Raw genomic sequence first — 15359 nt, forward strand, 5'->3', positions numbered from 1 at the left:
CCCAATTATCACCCTGAATTTACAAGGAGTGGTCAAGGCAAAAACAATAATTAATAATGGCAACATTTTCATTACAAAAAGTCTGCATACCGTACTATCTAATGCCGGGAGAGAAATCATTCATAAAATAACATTGCCCGAATATCTGTATGACTATAGATGAGTCATTACAGATTTTAATTGCCGAATTTTTTAATGAGGAGAAGGTATTGATTCGTTAGTAGCGGGCTTAAATATGTCTGAACAGAACCAATGCAGATATGAAAGTCATCGTGTCCACGTGCATTTCGGATGCTTCTCTGCTGAGCGTCATCGGAAGGTTGCTTCCTGATGTCATACTCATCAGGAAGCAACCAAACCGGTTTACGTTATCCGGAGAAAATATGCCGCACGCTATTTATCCTTCCCGCATTTGGTGCGAAATGATGACCAGATTTCAAAGTATCATCCGGCCGTATCTGTTATCCCCTTTGGATTCAGACTGATGCTATTATTTGTTCCAGACCATGACCATACGAGATTAGACGATGCGTGCACCGGGGTTCTAAAATAACCGCATGCTGAGGCTGGCTCCGATACGTTAAGTAAAAGCCGCCTCAGTGTACCGCCCGCTCAAAGGCGTTGATCCACGCCTCAATACTCCGGTTTAGCTCCCATACGGAGGCTTGAACGGCCTCCCAGTGCAGAATGATATTTTCATTGGCGGCATCACTCAGCAGACAGCTTTTTTCCATCAAACGGCAGTCCCCCTCTGCGCGGACGGCCCCGATGATTTGTGCCGCTCCTGAGATACGGTGCATGCACTTTGCCAGTTCGGGCCAGTCTTCAAGTTCGAATAAATCTTCAGCCAGCGCAAGATCTTCCCGATTGCTTGTGAGCGTGACGGACAGCAACTCGCGTAACATGGACTTGTCGTTGTGTGTGAGCGTGTATAAATCATTCATATTAAGCAGATGTTCGAGAGAGGGTTCCGGTTCGGCAACAGTTGTAGCGTCATTTTCCATATCGGCTATCTGATGAAGGTTTTCAGAGGCGTCATCTAGAATCATCTGCAACTGGGGCAGTTGCAGTGGCTTGAACAGGCAGTCGTCCATACCAGAGGCGATACAGCGGGCACGTTCCTCTGGCCACGCATTTGCCGTCAGACCGAGAACAATGATGTTCCGGTTTTGATGCTGCCTGATCAATCGTGTCAGTTCAAGACCATCCATGCCCGGCATAGTACAGTCTGTAATCACGACGTCAAATACATCCTTTTGCCAGCATTTCCAGCCCTCTTCACCGTCACTTGCCACCGTAACATCATGCCCCAGATGACTGAGCTGATGTCTGAGCAGTAGGCGGTTTGCAGGATGGTCATCAACGGCAAGTATGCGAAGCCTTCTGTGTCTGTCCGGGAAATCCTGCGGAGGAATGTTTTCCGGCTCGCTGCGCTCCATGCGGATTGCTGCAGGGACGGTAAAGGTGACCGTTGTTCCCCGTTCCAGTTGACTCTGCATGTGAATATTCCCGCCCATCATGTCGACAAGCTGTGAACAGATGGCCAATCCCAGTCCAGAGCCACTCTGAATGCGTCCGGCACGCGCCTGAACCCAGGGCGAAAAGATATCCTCCTGCTCCTCAGGCGATAATCCTTTGCCCGTATCGCGAACGCTGATGGTGAGGGTTGCATCACCGTCATATCCGGCATGAATAATATGCAAATCGACGTCAATATACCCCCTGTCTGTGAACTTGATAGCGTTACTGACCAGGTTTGACAGCACCTGCCTGAAGCGGAGCGGATCAATGAAGACTTCATATGGCAATTGTGCAGGCAGTGAGCTTCTGAGTCGAAGACTTTTCTGCCTCGCCAGGCCTTCAAATACACGGACGATCGGTGGGAGAAGGTCACTGGTTCTTACCCACTCCGGGGTTAGTTCCAACCTGCCGGATTCAATGCGAGCCATGTCAAGAATGTCACCAATCAGCCCCATCAAGCTTCTGGCGGACTCCCATGCTACTTTCACCGTGTCATTTTTATCACTCTCAGACTGGCTGGTTTTCACTACCAGCTCAAGCAGACCAATAATGGCACTCACCGGCGTTCTGATCTCATGGCTCATCGTGGCGAGAAAAGTGCTTTTTGCACGGTTAGCCTGCTCTGCCCGCTCGCGCGCCTCAAACAATTCACGGTTGAGCTCTTCCTGTTCAGTCATATCCAGCCAAGTGCAGATAAAGCCGTCTGGCATCCCGGAACCATCTGTAAAAGTCACGGAGTAGTGCAGAATGTTTCTGAACCTTTCGCCGTCATAGATACGCTCATGGCTGATAAGCGGCTGAAATGCATCTCCCGATTCGCTGACCTGACGGGTGACGTTGCTCCAGAGTGAATGAAGTGGGTGAATGTCCTGATTTAATGTCTGTCCGGTAAACGCATGTTCTGGCTGACCAAAAAAGTCACTGAGCGATTTATTACATAAGCGAAGATTTCCTTCCAGATCAGTGACGTAAACGGGTAATGGCAGGGTGCCGATAAGGGTTTCGTTAAATTTCAGCTGACTATGCAGGCGGCTCTGCGCTTTTTTTCTTGCCACTATTTCCCTGCGCATATAGAAAATCCATATCAGAGAAGTGAGCAGAATAATGGTGGCCACCCCAATAACGAGCCAGAACTGTTTGCGGTAAAGCTCCCAGGTATTTAGGCGCACGTCCGGCCGGGTCTGCCATTTTTTTATGATGTCGTTTATGTCTGAGGGTGAAATATTCTCCAGCGCCTTGTTGAGTATACCAAGCAGTTCCGGCTGAGTACGGTTAACCGCAAAGCCAATCTGACCATCGGCTGCATCTAAACTCCCCGCAATCTTTAACTGCCCCTCGAAATATCGGTTGATCATGTAGCTGGCGCCAAACAAAGTATGGATCGCAATATCCGCTTTATCTTCAATCACGTCCTGCATGGCAACGCTGGCATTAGGGGTTTCCACAAACTTAATGCCGGGATGACGCGCCTGAAGTGTAGAAAGCAGCGGATTGCCCTTTACCAGTGCTATACGAAGGCCTGATCTATCATCCGGCATATCCCTGTTTGCCCGAATGATTTCAACGAATGGAGACTTAAAATAGGGGCGGGAAAACAGGAGCCTGTCGTTACGATCGTCGCTGTAACTGAGAGCCCCGATAAAGAGGGTTTCCCCACGGTCAAGCTGCGTCTGCATGGCTTCGAGCGATCTGGCCGCAACGGGGATGAATTCAATTCCGGTTCTCTGGCTGACCAGTTTTAATATGTCAGCCGTCACGCCGTAAAAGTTATCGCCGGCGTCGGTCATCGTGAAAGGAGCATAGAAGGAATTCACTGAGACTCTGACCTGAGGATGACGCTGGATCCATTTACGCTCCTGTTCGTTCAGGTCAATGTGTTTACGTAAACGCCAAATATCTGCCTCTTCACTCCACTGCTGCATAATGATTTGCGACTGAGCAGAGGGAATTGCGTTCAACGCGGCGTTCAATGTCCTGAGAAGAATTTTATCATTGCGCGACACAATGAAGCGGGTTCCCGTATCCCGTTCGGGATAGACGGTCTGGTATTCCAGATGGTTGGGATAGTTACGCTCTAGTAGATATGACGTAGTGACAAGGTTTCCGATAAAAAAATCATTCCTTTTAAAGGCTACGGATGCCAGTGCTTCTTCATCCGTATCAAAATGCACGATGCGGGCTCCGGGAAAATTAGAACTTATCCAGTCGTCATCGACATACCATCGCGCTATTGCCAGACGCATACCTGGCTGATAGGTGAAATTTTCACCGGCTGTGAGCTTCGGATGGACCAATACCGGGTGATCGCTCACGAACCGATTCGAATAGATGAAATCTCCATCGAAGGGCCATCTTTTTCCTGAAGCATCAAGCATCAGGTCAACCTCATGGTGGCTCATTGCTTTATAGGCGGCATCCTGGGAGGGGTAGCTGATGACCTTTACTCGCACACCAAGGTAGCTCGCGGTGAGCATTAAATAATCTGAGGCAATACCCTCAAATTTCCCGTCCTGAGTAAACATACTGATAGGGGGTATTTCAGGCTGCCAGACAGCAACTTTCAGTTCTCTTTTCTGACCCAGCCATCGCCAGTCCTCGTCAGTGATAGAAAACGAGCGGGGATCGTATTGCTCCCTGCTCAGGATTTGCAGTGGCTGTGATGAAAGATTAGCCGCTACGACCAATGGCAGTGAGGCGATTGAAGCCCATAAAACAAAAAGGAAAAATTTCAAATTTCAGTCCAGGTTGTTCCGGCGCGCAAAGTCGATGAGTTCAACCTGATTAACCAGGTTTAGTTTAGTAAGAATGCGGGTTTTGTAGGTGCTGACGGTTTTGTTGCTGATGTGCATCTTGGCTGCAATATCAATGACTTTTTCACCTCTGGCAAGATACTGCAAAACCTGTACTTCCCGGTTCGAAAGCGACCTGACAATCTGCGTTTCCTGAGAAAGAGACTGAGACCGATTAGATTCTCCTCGGTTTAATGGAAAATAACCGTAGCCCCGCAATACCGCGCGCGCAGCATCACCGAGTTCTTCCAGATTATTTTTTTTCCGACGAAACCATCTGCGCCGGTAGCCTTACAGCGGCTGAGATAATGTTCATCATTACGGGCGGTCAGAACAAGTATTCCTCCGCAGTAACCACTGATTCTGAGCTTTTCAATGAGTTCTATTCCCCCCAGTCCCGGAATATCGAGATCCACCGTTACCATATCCGGTTCAAGCTGCCTGACCAGTTTCAGCGCCTCGTACCCCTCACCTGCTTCAGCAATGATGGCGTGTCCGTCTTTTTCAAGCAGCATGCGCACCGCTAGGCGAGCAACCGGGTGATCGTCAATTATCAAAATGTTAGCCATGATTACCCCATCTGCGGACGGCTTGATTGAAATAATTTTACAACTCATACCACGCTGAACAATCAGAATGAGAGAGGACTTTCTTGCACTTGTAGTCCTCAGACTACAGCCTCCGTCTCACAGGGATTCTAGTGAAAAACAAACATTATTTATGTTAAATTGATTTGTCATCAATGTACTCAACGACCCTTTTTAAACATAGTGTAAGCTCTATCCTACAAAAAAGGTAAAAAGATCCTATTTATTTTTTTACTTTGAAAGTAGATATTTACGCCTTCAAAAATATCGACTGGTAATTTAAGATGAAAAGCCCTAACGCAATAGTAACCTCTAATTATAGCAGTGTTAAAGCGCAGCGTAGAGAACTACGCTCATTAGTGTGGATAGCAACACTGACTTGCTGTTGTGCCACATGGATGCTAATTACTCTTTTAATAGTACTGTATATATAGTCACCCGCACCATTTTTCAGAGCCAGATATCACATTTTCCGATGTTGTCTTCCCGCCATACAAGTTAATAATGAAAATAAAATATTTATCTTTTAGAGACTATCTTTAATCATTAGCTCTAAACGTTTTGATAAAGTAATAAGCATTGGACGGTCATAAAAATTTATAAGCAACTTACTTTTAAACCCTTTAATTTAAATATTTTCAGCGTGATGCTTTCCTCACACATTTCTCAACAAATTTAACGTAACGATTTATGTGATAACCCATTTTTATGCGTAATCGTGATGTTAAACCTGCTATCAGGCAGATCTAACTATTACATACAGCGCATTAGAAAATTTACATTTTTTAACTATCTTACCTGTATCTACCCTGACATCACATTACCTGCGCGACAATAAGTGATCACTATTTGGTCTTGATGTGCCAGTCGCAACAATCCCGTTCGACTATACTTGTCGGGATACAGATAGAATACGGCGATTCATGGCCGACATAATCGCTCGTTAATAAGGAATAAAAGAGCATCTCTGACCATAATTATGGACAAAGCTATAAAGATTTAACAGTGATGACAGCGGAAAGAAGGACACCGATGAAGACCAGCTCGAAAAGTACCAGCAGCAGTAGCCTTTCGAATTTTCCCAGGCAGGAATGCGACAGGATGGCATTACCTGTGCTGAGTGCTGTCAACACCATGCCCAGTGTAGAAGCCACTAAAAGACTCCAGAATATGATCGGATACCAGTCTACACCTTTTAGTTCCCGTTGCCTCAATACTGCAGCCATCACGACTGACTGTAATAGTCCAAGCGCTATCAGGCCAGAGGTTTCATTTGCGATTTTGCAGTAGTCAGACAGGAAATTTTTCATACCATACCCTTAGTTTTCACACAACGAACCAGCATAGCAGTCCTTTCACTTCAAAGGCTTCAACCTGGCCACATTCAGGTTTTCCAGACAACCATTTCCCTTTCCGGCCCCCACCATGCCCCCACTTTTGTCTGCCCCCACCACGCCCCCACCTGTTTTTTGAAAATCCCCTCTCAGCCCGGTAAATTTGCGGGTTTCAGCATGGCCCCCACTTTCTGTGTGTATACAGGGAAAAAGTGGGGGCGAAAGGGGGGGCGCCCCCACCATCCCCACCAGGCCCCCACTTATTCCCCCACATCCCTCTGAGAGTGAATGACAATATTTTCGCCGTCTAAAGAAACGAGCCCTGCCTTAGTCAGCTTGCCTAGCCAGCGGGAAAAATGCTTGCGGGTATCAATGCCCATGGCTTTCAGGTCATCAATGATGATGGCCTTCGTACAGGCCTCACCGCGCGCATTACGGCTTCTTACTGACTGCCATATGGCCAGATGATTATCACTGAGCTTTGGCACGGCAATTAAGTCCGGGTCGCTTTCCTCAGCTTCACGGGCGACGTCCCGCACGGCCAGCGAGTGGATTTCCTCTCCCTCTTCGTCCGTAAACAGCCTGACCAGCTGCAGGTCGTACGCCCGGCGCTTCGGCTCCTCAGCGTCCTTCATTTTGGTGCAGGAAAGTATCAGGGCGATGTTCTCATCCTCGCGCTTCACCTGAAACTCAGCGTCCAGCGCCGCACGGAACGAACTGGAGCCCCGCGCCCCCTTGGCCTCGTCTTTCCCTGAGTGGTGAACCACCAGCACCGTGGCGCCGGTCTTCCGCTTGATATCGTCACAGCCCTCGATAAACGCGCCCATATCACGGGCGTCGTTCTCATCGTTGCCGCCAAAGCAGCGCGCCAGGGTGTCGATGACAATCAGCCGCACCGGCAGCCCCCCATCAGACTCAATCTGCTTCGCCGCCAGGATGACCTCCTGCACCTCTGACTGCCGCACCGGAAAGACGGGGCGGTTTACCAGCCAGACGTTTTCCGCGCGCTGCTGATAAACCTGCTCCCAGGCGCGGATGCGGCGCGGCACGCCGATGCCCCCCTCACCCACGATATACAGCACCGCGCCGCGTTTTACCCTGTGGCCTGCCCAGGGGAGGCCCGCCGAAATATGGCAGGCCCAGGAGACGGCGAGAAAGCTTTTGAACGAGCCGCTGGGGCCGTAGATACTGCACAGCGCCTGCGCGGGCAGGACGTGCTTCATCACATAGTCCTGCCGGGCGTCGAAGCCCTCAGAGCCGCGCGACAGCGGCAGCCGGGTCCTCGCCGGGTCTGCCGCAGGAAAGACGCGCTGAATGCGCCCGGTGTCGCGCAGGCAGGCATTCAGCGCCTCCGTGCCGAGGATTTCCGCCACGACCGAGCGGCGGAGCGCCTTCACCTGCTCAGCGTCCGTGCCCAGGTAGCCGGCGTCGCACAGGTCTTCGTAGGTCATGCCGTGCAGCTGCATCAGCCGCACCACCAGCCTGCCGCAGCGGGTTGCCGGGTCGTGATGCTGGCGGGCGGCCTTTTCCAGCTCAGAGCGGCTGCAGGGGCGTCCGTGCGCCCACAGATAGACGCAGGCAAAGAGCGCGTCGGAAAGCGGCTCAGTAAGCCGCAGGGGATGGCTCATTTTGGCAGGCCTCCGCTCATCTGGAATTTGCCAATCAGCGGGTGGTACCAGTACGCCGAGCCGTACTTCCGTTTGGCCGCACGCAGCACCAGCCGGGCCGCTTCACGAAACTTCTCGTCCGGCACCAGGTAGCCTCCGGCCCTGTGCCGCACCAGCATCACGCCGGCGTTTTTTGCCAGCTCCTCCGCCTTTTTGGTGGAGATGCCAAACTCCGCCGCCAGCGTGCTGACCGGCGCCATGCCGGGCGGAATAGTGCCGCCCTGTGAATCCACCAGCGCGTTCAGGCTGGCCTCCAGGTCCCCGACGCGCGCAGTGAGCGCCTCCACCCGGCTGGCCAGCTCGTTAAACTTCACGTTACTGATCATGGTGTTTTCCTCCGTCAGCCCTGAGCGCGCGGTAGATCTCAAAGTTGATGTCGCAGGCCAGGCTGATGAGGTGCCGCAGCTGGGGCGAACACTCCTGGCAGGCCTTGTCCATAATCACCTCAAACAGCGAGGTGGCCATCTCGGCCTGGAATTCCGCCTGATCTAAGTCCATGGGCTCACGCATTTCGGGCCTCCTGAACGGGCAGCGGGTCCGCAGGAGAGAGGACAAGGCACCGGATATCCTGCTGTGAGCCGGCGCCGGTGCAGAGACGAAACGGGGGCACAGACCGGCCCTGACGGGAAATGGCGGGGAGGCGGTACTGATATTTGGGGCGAGTTTGGGTATGCTTGTTCATAGCCATAGTCGTTACTCCTAATAACGCGACAGGTCAGAAGCCTCGGATGTGTTGCAGCACTTCGGGGCTTCGTTCATTTGTTCACACCAACACACACTGGTGTTTAAACACGTTACCTCTAAGTGTTTAAACACGTCAAGAGGCTTGTGTTTAAACACTTCATGTGCCAAACGAACTGCGATAAGGTTGTTACCTGGTGAACCACAGAGGTTATGACTAAAAATGAGTACTGGGCATAAGAACAACAAATCCACCTTTAAAGGGATTCGTTTCCCGCACGAGTTAATTGATGCGATCGAAAAAATCGTTAGCGATGAAAAAAAACTGAACCCACAAACAAATTTCTCTTCTTGGGTAATACAAGCATGTGAAGAAAAACTGGAAGCGGAACAGCGCGGCAAGTAATAAAACATTTCATACTTACAGTTGATTACTTTGCTGAGCAGCATTTGGTAGCCTCGACACTGTAGCCCTGCGCCTATCTTGAGCTGTAAAATTTTCTTATTCTCAAACACAGTCAACCTCACATGGTCTGCGTACGACGCGTCGACGCCAGATAAGCGTCCAAATCTGACTGAAAATAAATAACCTTACGACCGACTTTGTAATGCGGAATTTGCACCTTCCCGGTGCTGGCCCAGTTAGCCAGGGTCTGGGGCGTAACCCCCAGATAGTACGCTGCCTCTGACCGGGTCAGACGGCTGGGAGTTTTCAGGCTGAGAGGGAATTGCATGAGTATCACCATCAATATCAGTTAAAGACTGATGGTGAATATCTATCGCCGGAGATACTGTGTGTAGCCTCAGAACGCGCTGTGATCGGATCACAACGCGCTATAAGGGGATCATAACGCGCTATGAGGGTATGACCAGCCGAAAAGGCGGATACGGGCGAACTTTGGAAGCCGGCCCGAGTTTCTCCTCTTTAATCCACCGTGCCAGCGTCTCTTCACTGACCTGTCCTTTCAGATGGCCATATACTTTTTTGATCATGGCATTTTTAGGGGTGTGCGGATAATGGCGCCAGGTTTCAGACATTATCGCGATCACTTCATCTGCATGTTTATTACGCCGTCCTGACGCATTCCTGCTGTTATGGCCGCTATACACTTCCCGACGGAACTCTTCAGACTGACGCAGCTTATTCATGGCGACATCAATAAACGTTGCGGTATCGGTCTGTCCCAGGATGTCGAAAGACTTCAGAACAGGAAGGAGTGAAATGGCTGTGTGGTAGTGCTGTTCAAGCAGAAGCAGCAGATAGGATTTAAGCAGGGCCAGCCGGGCACGGTCATAGCTGCCTTTCGCGAGGTCCATACACCAGAGCGGGTCTGAAATTTCGGTGATATACGTCCTGCGGTCTGCATCACTGAAGGACAACGCCTGGTAAAACATATTGATATAACCTGTCACCGGCTCTGCCATAGCCAGCTCTTCCAGCTTTTTTGTCATTTCCGCTTTAATTTCATCAATCATTTTCTGACCTCATTGACCTTTTCTGAGAGTGAGAAAAGCAGTCTTCGTTTCTCATCATCACTGAGGTGCTCCAGCGCTTCTTTCAGCCGGGCATCCAGGCCTTCGGGCTTATCCGCTCTCCCGCTGTAGCCCAGGATGGCATGCTCAATTTTTGCTGCCGGTGCCTGCAGTTCATCCGCACCAAAGTGCAGATACCCCTGGGTCACATCGGCACTGCGCAGCGTTCTGTGGTTCATCAGGCGCTTCAGGATATAGCTTCCTACCCCGGCCAGCTCCGCCACGGTACCGTAAGTTCGCCTCGCGTCATGCCACTTGAACGGGATGGGCTGCAGATTGTCCGGATTGGGTTCAGGAACCGTTGACCGGCTTATGCGCCCGGTGACGTGGCGGTATTCTTTGATGGTGGTCTTTATGCCCGGAAAGACCAGAGGATGCTCTCCGCGCCGCGCCGCAGCGCGCCGGCGGAACAGCGCCAGTAAGGTACGGGTGATGGGCAGTTCAAGCGGGTCGCCGTTTTTTGTCGTATCTATCCAGAAGTAGCGGCCTCCCAGGTTAACGCAGGACCAGGCGAGACCGAATATTTCGGACTTCCGCAGGCCCGTGAACGTGGCCATCTCCACGGCATCACACACGGTCGCAGCGAAATCATCACGTTCACGCTCCGCCTGTTCCCTCACCGTCTCTATCGCAGATAACCAGCGACCAAGATCATGGGTACGGATGCGGTCGCTTTTCCTGACCGTGCCATGCCATTTCCGCTTAGTGCTGAGCACCAGTGTGGGTGGATCGGGAAGCAGGGTTCGCCCTTCCTCATCCCGATAGTGATCGTGTGCAAAACGGTAAACCGCCCTGAGTGCGCGGGCCCATAAGTCCGCCTGCGCATGACTCCCCTGCCCGGTGCCCCGTCGCAGGGATCGCTTATCCGCACCATACCAGACCGTGCCATGCGTGATGGCTTTATGACGGGCTTCAACGCGATCGCGGGTGATGTAAGCCAGAGGCTGTGAGAGCCAGTCCCCTGAATAGTTGCCCAGAATGCTCCGGTATTGTTTTGCGGTGGCCGGCTTCAGGCGATGCTCGCGGCTGAGAATATAGGTGTTCAGGGCGTCCTGCAGGATGACGGCTGCCCGTTCGTTCGTGCGCTTCTGAATATTGGGATTCTGACCGCTGAGGGCCATGCTGCCCATGACCTCCAGGGCTTTCGCCCGGGCATTCTCCACCGACAGCGCAGGAAAACGCCCCAGCGTTGCCCGTAAAAACTTGCCGTTTTTCTTGCGGGACACACAGAAACTTTTCGTGCCGCTGACGCCGACACGGATCCGTAGCCCGTTTACGACCGTGTCGCCATACTCCACCTGCCCCCTGGCAGCAGGGGGCAGCTCTTCCAGCCTGGTTTTCGTGAATTTGAACGTTTCCATCCAACCTCCTCGACCACACGATCAGGGTATCCTGCGAATCGCATGGTCCAGCCAGGATACCTATAGGATTCCCCGAGAGCGTATTTGGAATGATTTCTGGTTATTTATACAGCGGTCATTATATTGGGAAGGTATTGAAAAGTATAGAGGGGTAAATTTACGTAACTTATTGATTTTACACTCATAATCGCTTGGTCGCTGGTTCAAACCCAGCAGGGGCCACCAAATTTAATAATAAAAAACATATAGTTAAGCCGCTCATCGAAGCGGTTTTTTTGTATCTGGTTTTTTGAGTGGCGGTAAAGTGGCGGTGCATTTTTTACCACGTACAAAGCCAGCGTCTTGCTAAGCTACTGCGCTGTGTGCTGCAGTAATGTGGTGAGCTATTTGGATTGATAACATCTGTCTGGGTTACTAAAAATTGATTTAGTATCTTTCATCGAATGAACTGAAAAATTTCTATCAATTATAAAAGGATTTTTAATTGCGTAGCTATCAGGAAATTGCAAGGCGTATAGCCAAAATTATTTTATCCCCCGAGTCGGCTTTAGGCTTCATTGATGGCGTGCTATCTGTTCCTAAAGATATTGGTTACTTGGCGTTTGGGTTTATTGATACCGATAACCGTTATCAGCGTGAGTCCGAAAAAATCAGGATGCTGACAGCCATTAAGTATGGCCTTCTTGAGAATCACAATTTCATCAAGACGATAGAGACGGTTCTGGACATCTTTAACAAAACTGTTCTTGAAGATAAGCAGAATGCCATTTACGGTAAAACAATGGCGTCGGTAGCTGGCCGCACAATCACTAATTCCCTGATAGCAGGTAAGCTTGCGACAATCATTGCACAACGAAGCTCATTCCTCATAACCTTACGCGGCGGCCTTATTGGTAACACATTATTGATTGGTGGCATGGTCGAGAGGTGTATTTATACTTCAGAACGCCTTCAGCAATATAATCCCGAGATTTATAATCGCCTGCGTACCCGGGATTTAGATTTGCTTTACTTTCTTGTTGAGCCAGCTTTAAACCCATTCGTTGATGCTCTGAAGATAAGGAATACGCAAGGGCAGGTAGCCTTTGAAAGACTTCTTTCCATGGTTGAGAATGAAATCAATGCGAAATGATAAACCTCACAAATTAAGTATCGGTAAGCGGATTCTGTTTACCCTCATCGAAGCATCTGGTGCTGTTATAGGGGGCTTCTTAGTCCTTCTTTGCAGTTACTGGTTTTTCCATTATGACACATGGCATGAGCGGCTGATCGCAATCGGCCTGACCATTGCGGTTGTCTATTTCATAGGGAAAATGCTGCCAGAACGACCAGACCAGTAGACCCGACCGGTTGTATTATTTTCAGTTTCGTAATCCCCCCTGCGCTCGTTAAGCCTTGCCAGTATTGGCCTGGCTGCGCTTAGGGCAAATCCCCGAACGCACAGCGCGCGATCCTATGCACTCACGTAAAATCCAGTTTTTCATTATATTTCAGGAAATTGATTTTTACTTAGATCCTTTTTCGATCCTCAAAACTTAAAAAAGCTGAAATTCTTTTCACTGATTTCAGTTGGCGTACTCCGGTACAAAGTCAGTAGTAGCGCAGCCCGGCGTGGCGGTTTGTAGAAAAATAAAACTGAAAAATTTTTCTGATGCAAAACCCGCAGGCGGGTGCAGTGTAGCGCCGATTTTGTCTGCGAAGCATTTATTTTGCCGGGGCGGAGGCGCAGCCAGCGCCACGCTGTGCTTACGATCTCTTTGCGGTAGGGCCGTGCAATGGCTGGCCAGTTGATTGGCAAGCTGCTCAAGAAGCGCCACGGTATCGAGCATCAACTGGGCTACGTTAATGTGTGCGTACCCAAGCCATACCACCGGTGCAGTAGACTCCTGCAGACTTCGTGCCAGTTGATGATGAGAAGCATCTAACCATATGCAAGGTGAAGGGAAACCAACTCGCACCCGAGTTTAATGAGCTACGCGGATTAATTGAGTGACCCGCATCAAACCCGTTAGAGAACGTGAGAGAGTTTAAAATCAATAAATCGGAGATGACGTATCTCACCATTGAGGAAATCAGAAGCCTTCTAGCCTAATGTGAGAACAGCCGGTCAAAGATCTGACGACCATTGTGAAAATCTGCCCGGTAACTGGCGCACAATGGAGTGAGGCCGAAGGCTTGAAAGGAAACCAAATCCGCGCCGGTCAGATCATATATGTGAAAACTAATGGCAAGAAAAGCCGCGCGGTGCCGATAACTTAAAAATTACAGGCTGGCCTTTCATCAAGCAGGAAAGCGCAGGTGCTCTTTAAACCGTGCTATTCAGCCTTCAGAAAGGCCATGCAACGCGCCGGTATCGAGACACCTGCTGGACAGCTTACGCATGTTTTTCGCCACACCTTCGCGTCTCATTTCATGATGAACTGTGGCAACATTCTTGTGCTTCAGCGGATATTAGGGCATACAGATATCAAGGTAACAATGAGATAGGCACACTTTGTAACGGATCTCTTGTCTGAGGCTTTGAGACTTAATTCACTAAGTATAATGGATTAAAGAATATGTTAATGGAAAACATAAAGTACAAATACAGTTTGCATGAAATTCTTTGTCTAAGGACTTATGCCGAAGCATTCGAAGCTTATCGAGTTGATGACTATGACAAAGAGATTACAGAATGGGCTGAGAGAGAAATAATAGAGGGGAACACATCACAAACCATGTTGATTCTCGCCTCTCTTAATTTAGACAAAAAACCTGACCCTTATGAGGTAAAACATTACCTTTCAAATTACATGCGCCAAGAGGGTATTTTCATGCCCAATCTTAGTGAAAGTTCTGTTGTGTGGTTAAGAATTAAAACTTGGTTTTTATTACATATAGAATCTCCCGAAGAAATCGAAGTCAGATTGCACCAAATCCCTGCGTACCCGCTGGGCCCAGATTCTCTTTTATCTAGCAAAATCACTTGGCGATACTACCATTTACACGAAGAATTATTTGAAGATTGGGGGCCAGACCATCCCTCTAAAGCATCTAAAATGAGTGAGTTAGAAATACTTAACTATGTCAGAGACAGATTAAAACCGTTTTATCGAATCCTTACCAATCAGGATTGGGTCGACTTTTTATCTGGCAAGCATCGCAATTCCTTTAAAAATGCAGAAACAGGAAATAATATTGATGGGCGTTGAATTTCATATAACAAGAGCAGAGTACTGGGCTGAAAACGATGATGACCAAATCAGTTCTGAAGAATGGCTAAAAATAATAAGCAGCGATCCCGAACTTAGCCTTAATCCAAGAAGCGGAGAGTTTCACGCCATATGGAATGGGGATGGATCGGATGGAGAAGACTGGCTTGATTGGTCTGGAGGTAACATTTATACTTAATGGCCACCAACTCCCCTCTACCGGAAAATGCTCCTAATATCTCAAAAGCTAAACGCGAAAGTAATGGACGACGATGGCACGATATATGAAACTTCAGACGACTGGCAATACAATCCAAAAAGCTGTGTAGTCACGACTTCAGTTGATACTACAAATGGGAAAAAAATGGCAGAAGAGCGTAACGCTATTCAATGCTTCCTATCGTTGTTCGGCCGAAAGAAAAGGTAAAAATAAGTAAGTTACTGATTTAACAAGCTTCAAAATGGAACTCATAACCACTTGTTCGGTGGTTAAAAAATTAGCGAAGGCCGCCAAATTACTCAATTACACCATTGACTTAAGCCACGCTTTAAACAGATAATTTTTTATTTAAGTTTCAACAATAGCGATGAAGAGGCAGCGCTTTTTCCCGTTACTATTAAAACTCACTGTCCGCCTGCTCGCTTTAATCTAAAACTACAAGCCTTCAAGACTCATGCTTTCCAATCCTGTTATT

15 protein-coding genes and 1 pseudogene are annotated in these 15359 nt (G+C 49.3%); 5 read left to right on the forward strand and 11 right to left on the reverse strand.

Going from position 1 to position 15359, the window contains the following annotated elements; translation table 11 throughout:
- Positions 1 to 596: 596 nt before the first annotated feature.
- The 7 genes from MXF20_RS12240 to MXF20_RS12270 form a co-directional block, all read right to left on the reverse strand.
- Positions 597 to 4253, reverse strand: a complete 3657-nt coding sequence (locus tag MXF20_RS12240) for an ATP-binding protein (protein ID WP_325969604.1) — start codon at positions 4251 to 4253, stop codon at positions 597 to 599.
- Between the two features lie 3 nt (positions 4254 to 4256).
- Positions 4257 to 4418, reverse strand: coding sequence for a response regulator transcription factor (locus MXF20_RS12245; RefSeq protein ID WP_325969606.1), 162 nt, complete (start codon positions 4416 to 4418; stop codon positions 4257 to 4259).
- Positions 4419 to 4501: 83 nt separating this feature from the next.
- A complete protein-coding gene (locus tag MXF20_RS12250; RefSeq protein WP_325969607.1) occupies positions 4502 to 4879 on the reverse strand; it encodes a response regulator in 378 nt (125 codons plus the stop codon).
- A 1007-nt stretch (positions 4880 to 5886) separates the two neighbouring features.
- The gene (locus tag MXF20_RS12255; RefSeq protein WP_150059437.1) at positions 5887 to 6207 is read right to left on the reverse strand and encodes a hypothetical protein; all 321 of its coding nucleotides are present in this window, start codon (positions 6205 to 6207) and stop codon (positions 5887 to 5889) included.
- A gap of 284 nt (positions 6208 to 6491) precedes the next feature.
- Entirely contained in the window at positions 6492 to 7859 is a 1368-nt protein-coding gene (locus MXF20_RS12260; RefSeq protein ID WP_325969608.1) for a helicase RepA family protein, read from the reverse strand.
- A complete protein-coding gene (locus tag MXF20_RS12265) occupies positions 7856 to 8224 on the reverse strand; it encodes a hypothetical protein (protein ID WP_159378402.1) in 369 nt (122 codons plus the stop codon). The genes MXF20_RS12260 and MXF20_RS12265 overlap by 4 nt, the downstream gene beginning before the upstream one ends.
- A complete protein-coding gene (locus tag MXF20_RS12270) occupies positions 8214 to 8408 on the reverse strand; it encodes a hypothetical protein (RefSeq protein ID WP_021509672.1) in 195 nt (64 codons plus the stop codon). Before MXF20_RS12270 ends, MXF20_RS12265 begins: the two co-directional genes overlap by 11 nt.
- Positions 8409 to 8802: 394 nt before the next feature.
- On the opposite strand from MXF20_RS12270, the gene MXF20_RS12275 reads away from it, so the two are divergent.
- A complete protein-coding gene (locus MXF20_RS12275; RefSeq protein ID WP_072210008.1) occupies positions 8803 to 8985 on the forward strand; it encodes a YlcI/YnfO family protein in 183 nt (60 codons plus the stop codon).
- Between the two features lie 118 nt (positions 8986 to 9103).
- On the opposite strand, the gene MXF20_RS12280 is transcribed toward MXF20_RS12275, so the two are convergent.
- The 3 genes from MXF20_RS12280 to MXF20_RS12290 form a co-directional block, all read right to left on the reverse strand.
- A complete protein-coding gene (locus tag MXF20_RS12280) occupies positions 9104 to 9313 on the reverse strand; it encodes a helix-turn-helix domain-containing protein (protein ID WP_058771303.1) in 210 nt (69 codons plus the stop codon).
- Between the two features lie 121 nt (positions 9314 to 9434).
- Entirely contained in the window at positions 9435 to 10055 is a 621-nt protein-coding gene (locus MXF20_RS12285) for a hypothetical protein (protein ID WP_241798604.1), read from the reverse strand.
- Positions 10052 to 11473, reverse strand: coding sequence for an integrase family protein (locus MXF20_RS12290; RefSeq protein ID WP_325969609.1), 1422 nt, complete (start codon positions 11471 to 11473; stop codon positions 10052 to 10054). The genes MXF20_RS12285 and MXF20_RS12290 overlap by 4 nt, the downstream gene beginning before the upstream one ends.
- Positions 11474 to 11957: 484 nt before the next feature.
- On the opposite strand from MXF20_RS12290, the gene MXF20_RS12295 reads away from it, so the two are divergent.
- Positions 11958 to 12605, forward strand: coding sequence for a hypothetical protein (locus MXF20_RS12295; protein WP_325969610.1), 648 nt, complete (start codon positions 11958 to 11960; stop codon positions 12603 to 12605).
- A 433-nt stretch (positions 12606 to 13038) separates the two neighbouring features.
- Here MXF20_RS12295 and MXF20_RS12300 read toward each other — a convergent pair whose 3' ends face one another.
- Entirely contained in the window at positions 13039 to 13302 is a 264-nt protein-coding gene (locus MXF20_RS12300; RefSeq protein WP_325969612.1) for a hypothetical protein, read from the reverse strand.
- 134 nt (positions 13303 to 13436) lie between these two features.
- On the opposite strand from MXF20_RS12300, the pseudogene MXF20_RS12305 reads away from it, so the two are divergent.
- The 3 genes and pseudogenes from MXF20_RS12305 to MXF20_RS12315 form a co-directional block, all read left to right on the forward strand.
- A pseudogene (locus MXF20_RS12305) lies at positions 13437 to 14026 on the forward strand (tyrosine-type recombinase/integrase); the annotation flags it as partial.
- 5 nt (positions 14027 to 14031) lie between these two features.
- Positions 14032 to 14664 (forward strand): hypothetical protein, encoded by a 633-nt coding sequence (locus tag MXF20_RS12310; RefSeq protein ID WP_325969613.1) that lies wholly within the window; start codon positions 14032 to 14034, stop codon positions 14662 to 14664.
- Entirely contained in the window at positions 14654 to 14863 is a 210-nt protein-coding gene (locus tag MXF20_RS12315) for a hypothetical protein (protein ID WP_325969615.1), read from the forward strand. Before MXF20_RS12310 ends, MXF20_RS12315 begins: the two co-directional genes overlap by 11 nt.
- Positions 14864 to 15359 lie beyond the last annotated feature (496 nt).

Origin of the sequence: Pantoea dispersa (assembly GCF_035783935.1) — a bacterium.
Taxonomy (GTDB): Bacteria; Pseudomonadota; Gammaproteobacteria; order Enterobacterales; family Enterobacteriaceae; genus Pantoea; species Pantoea dispersa_C.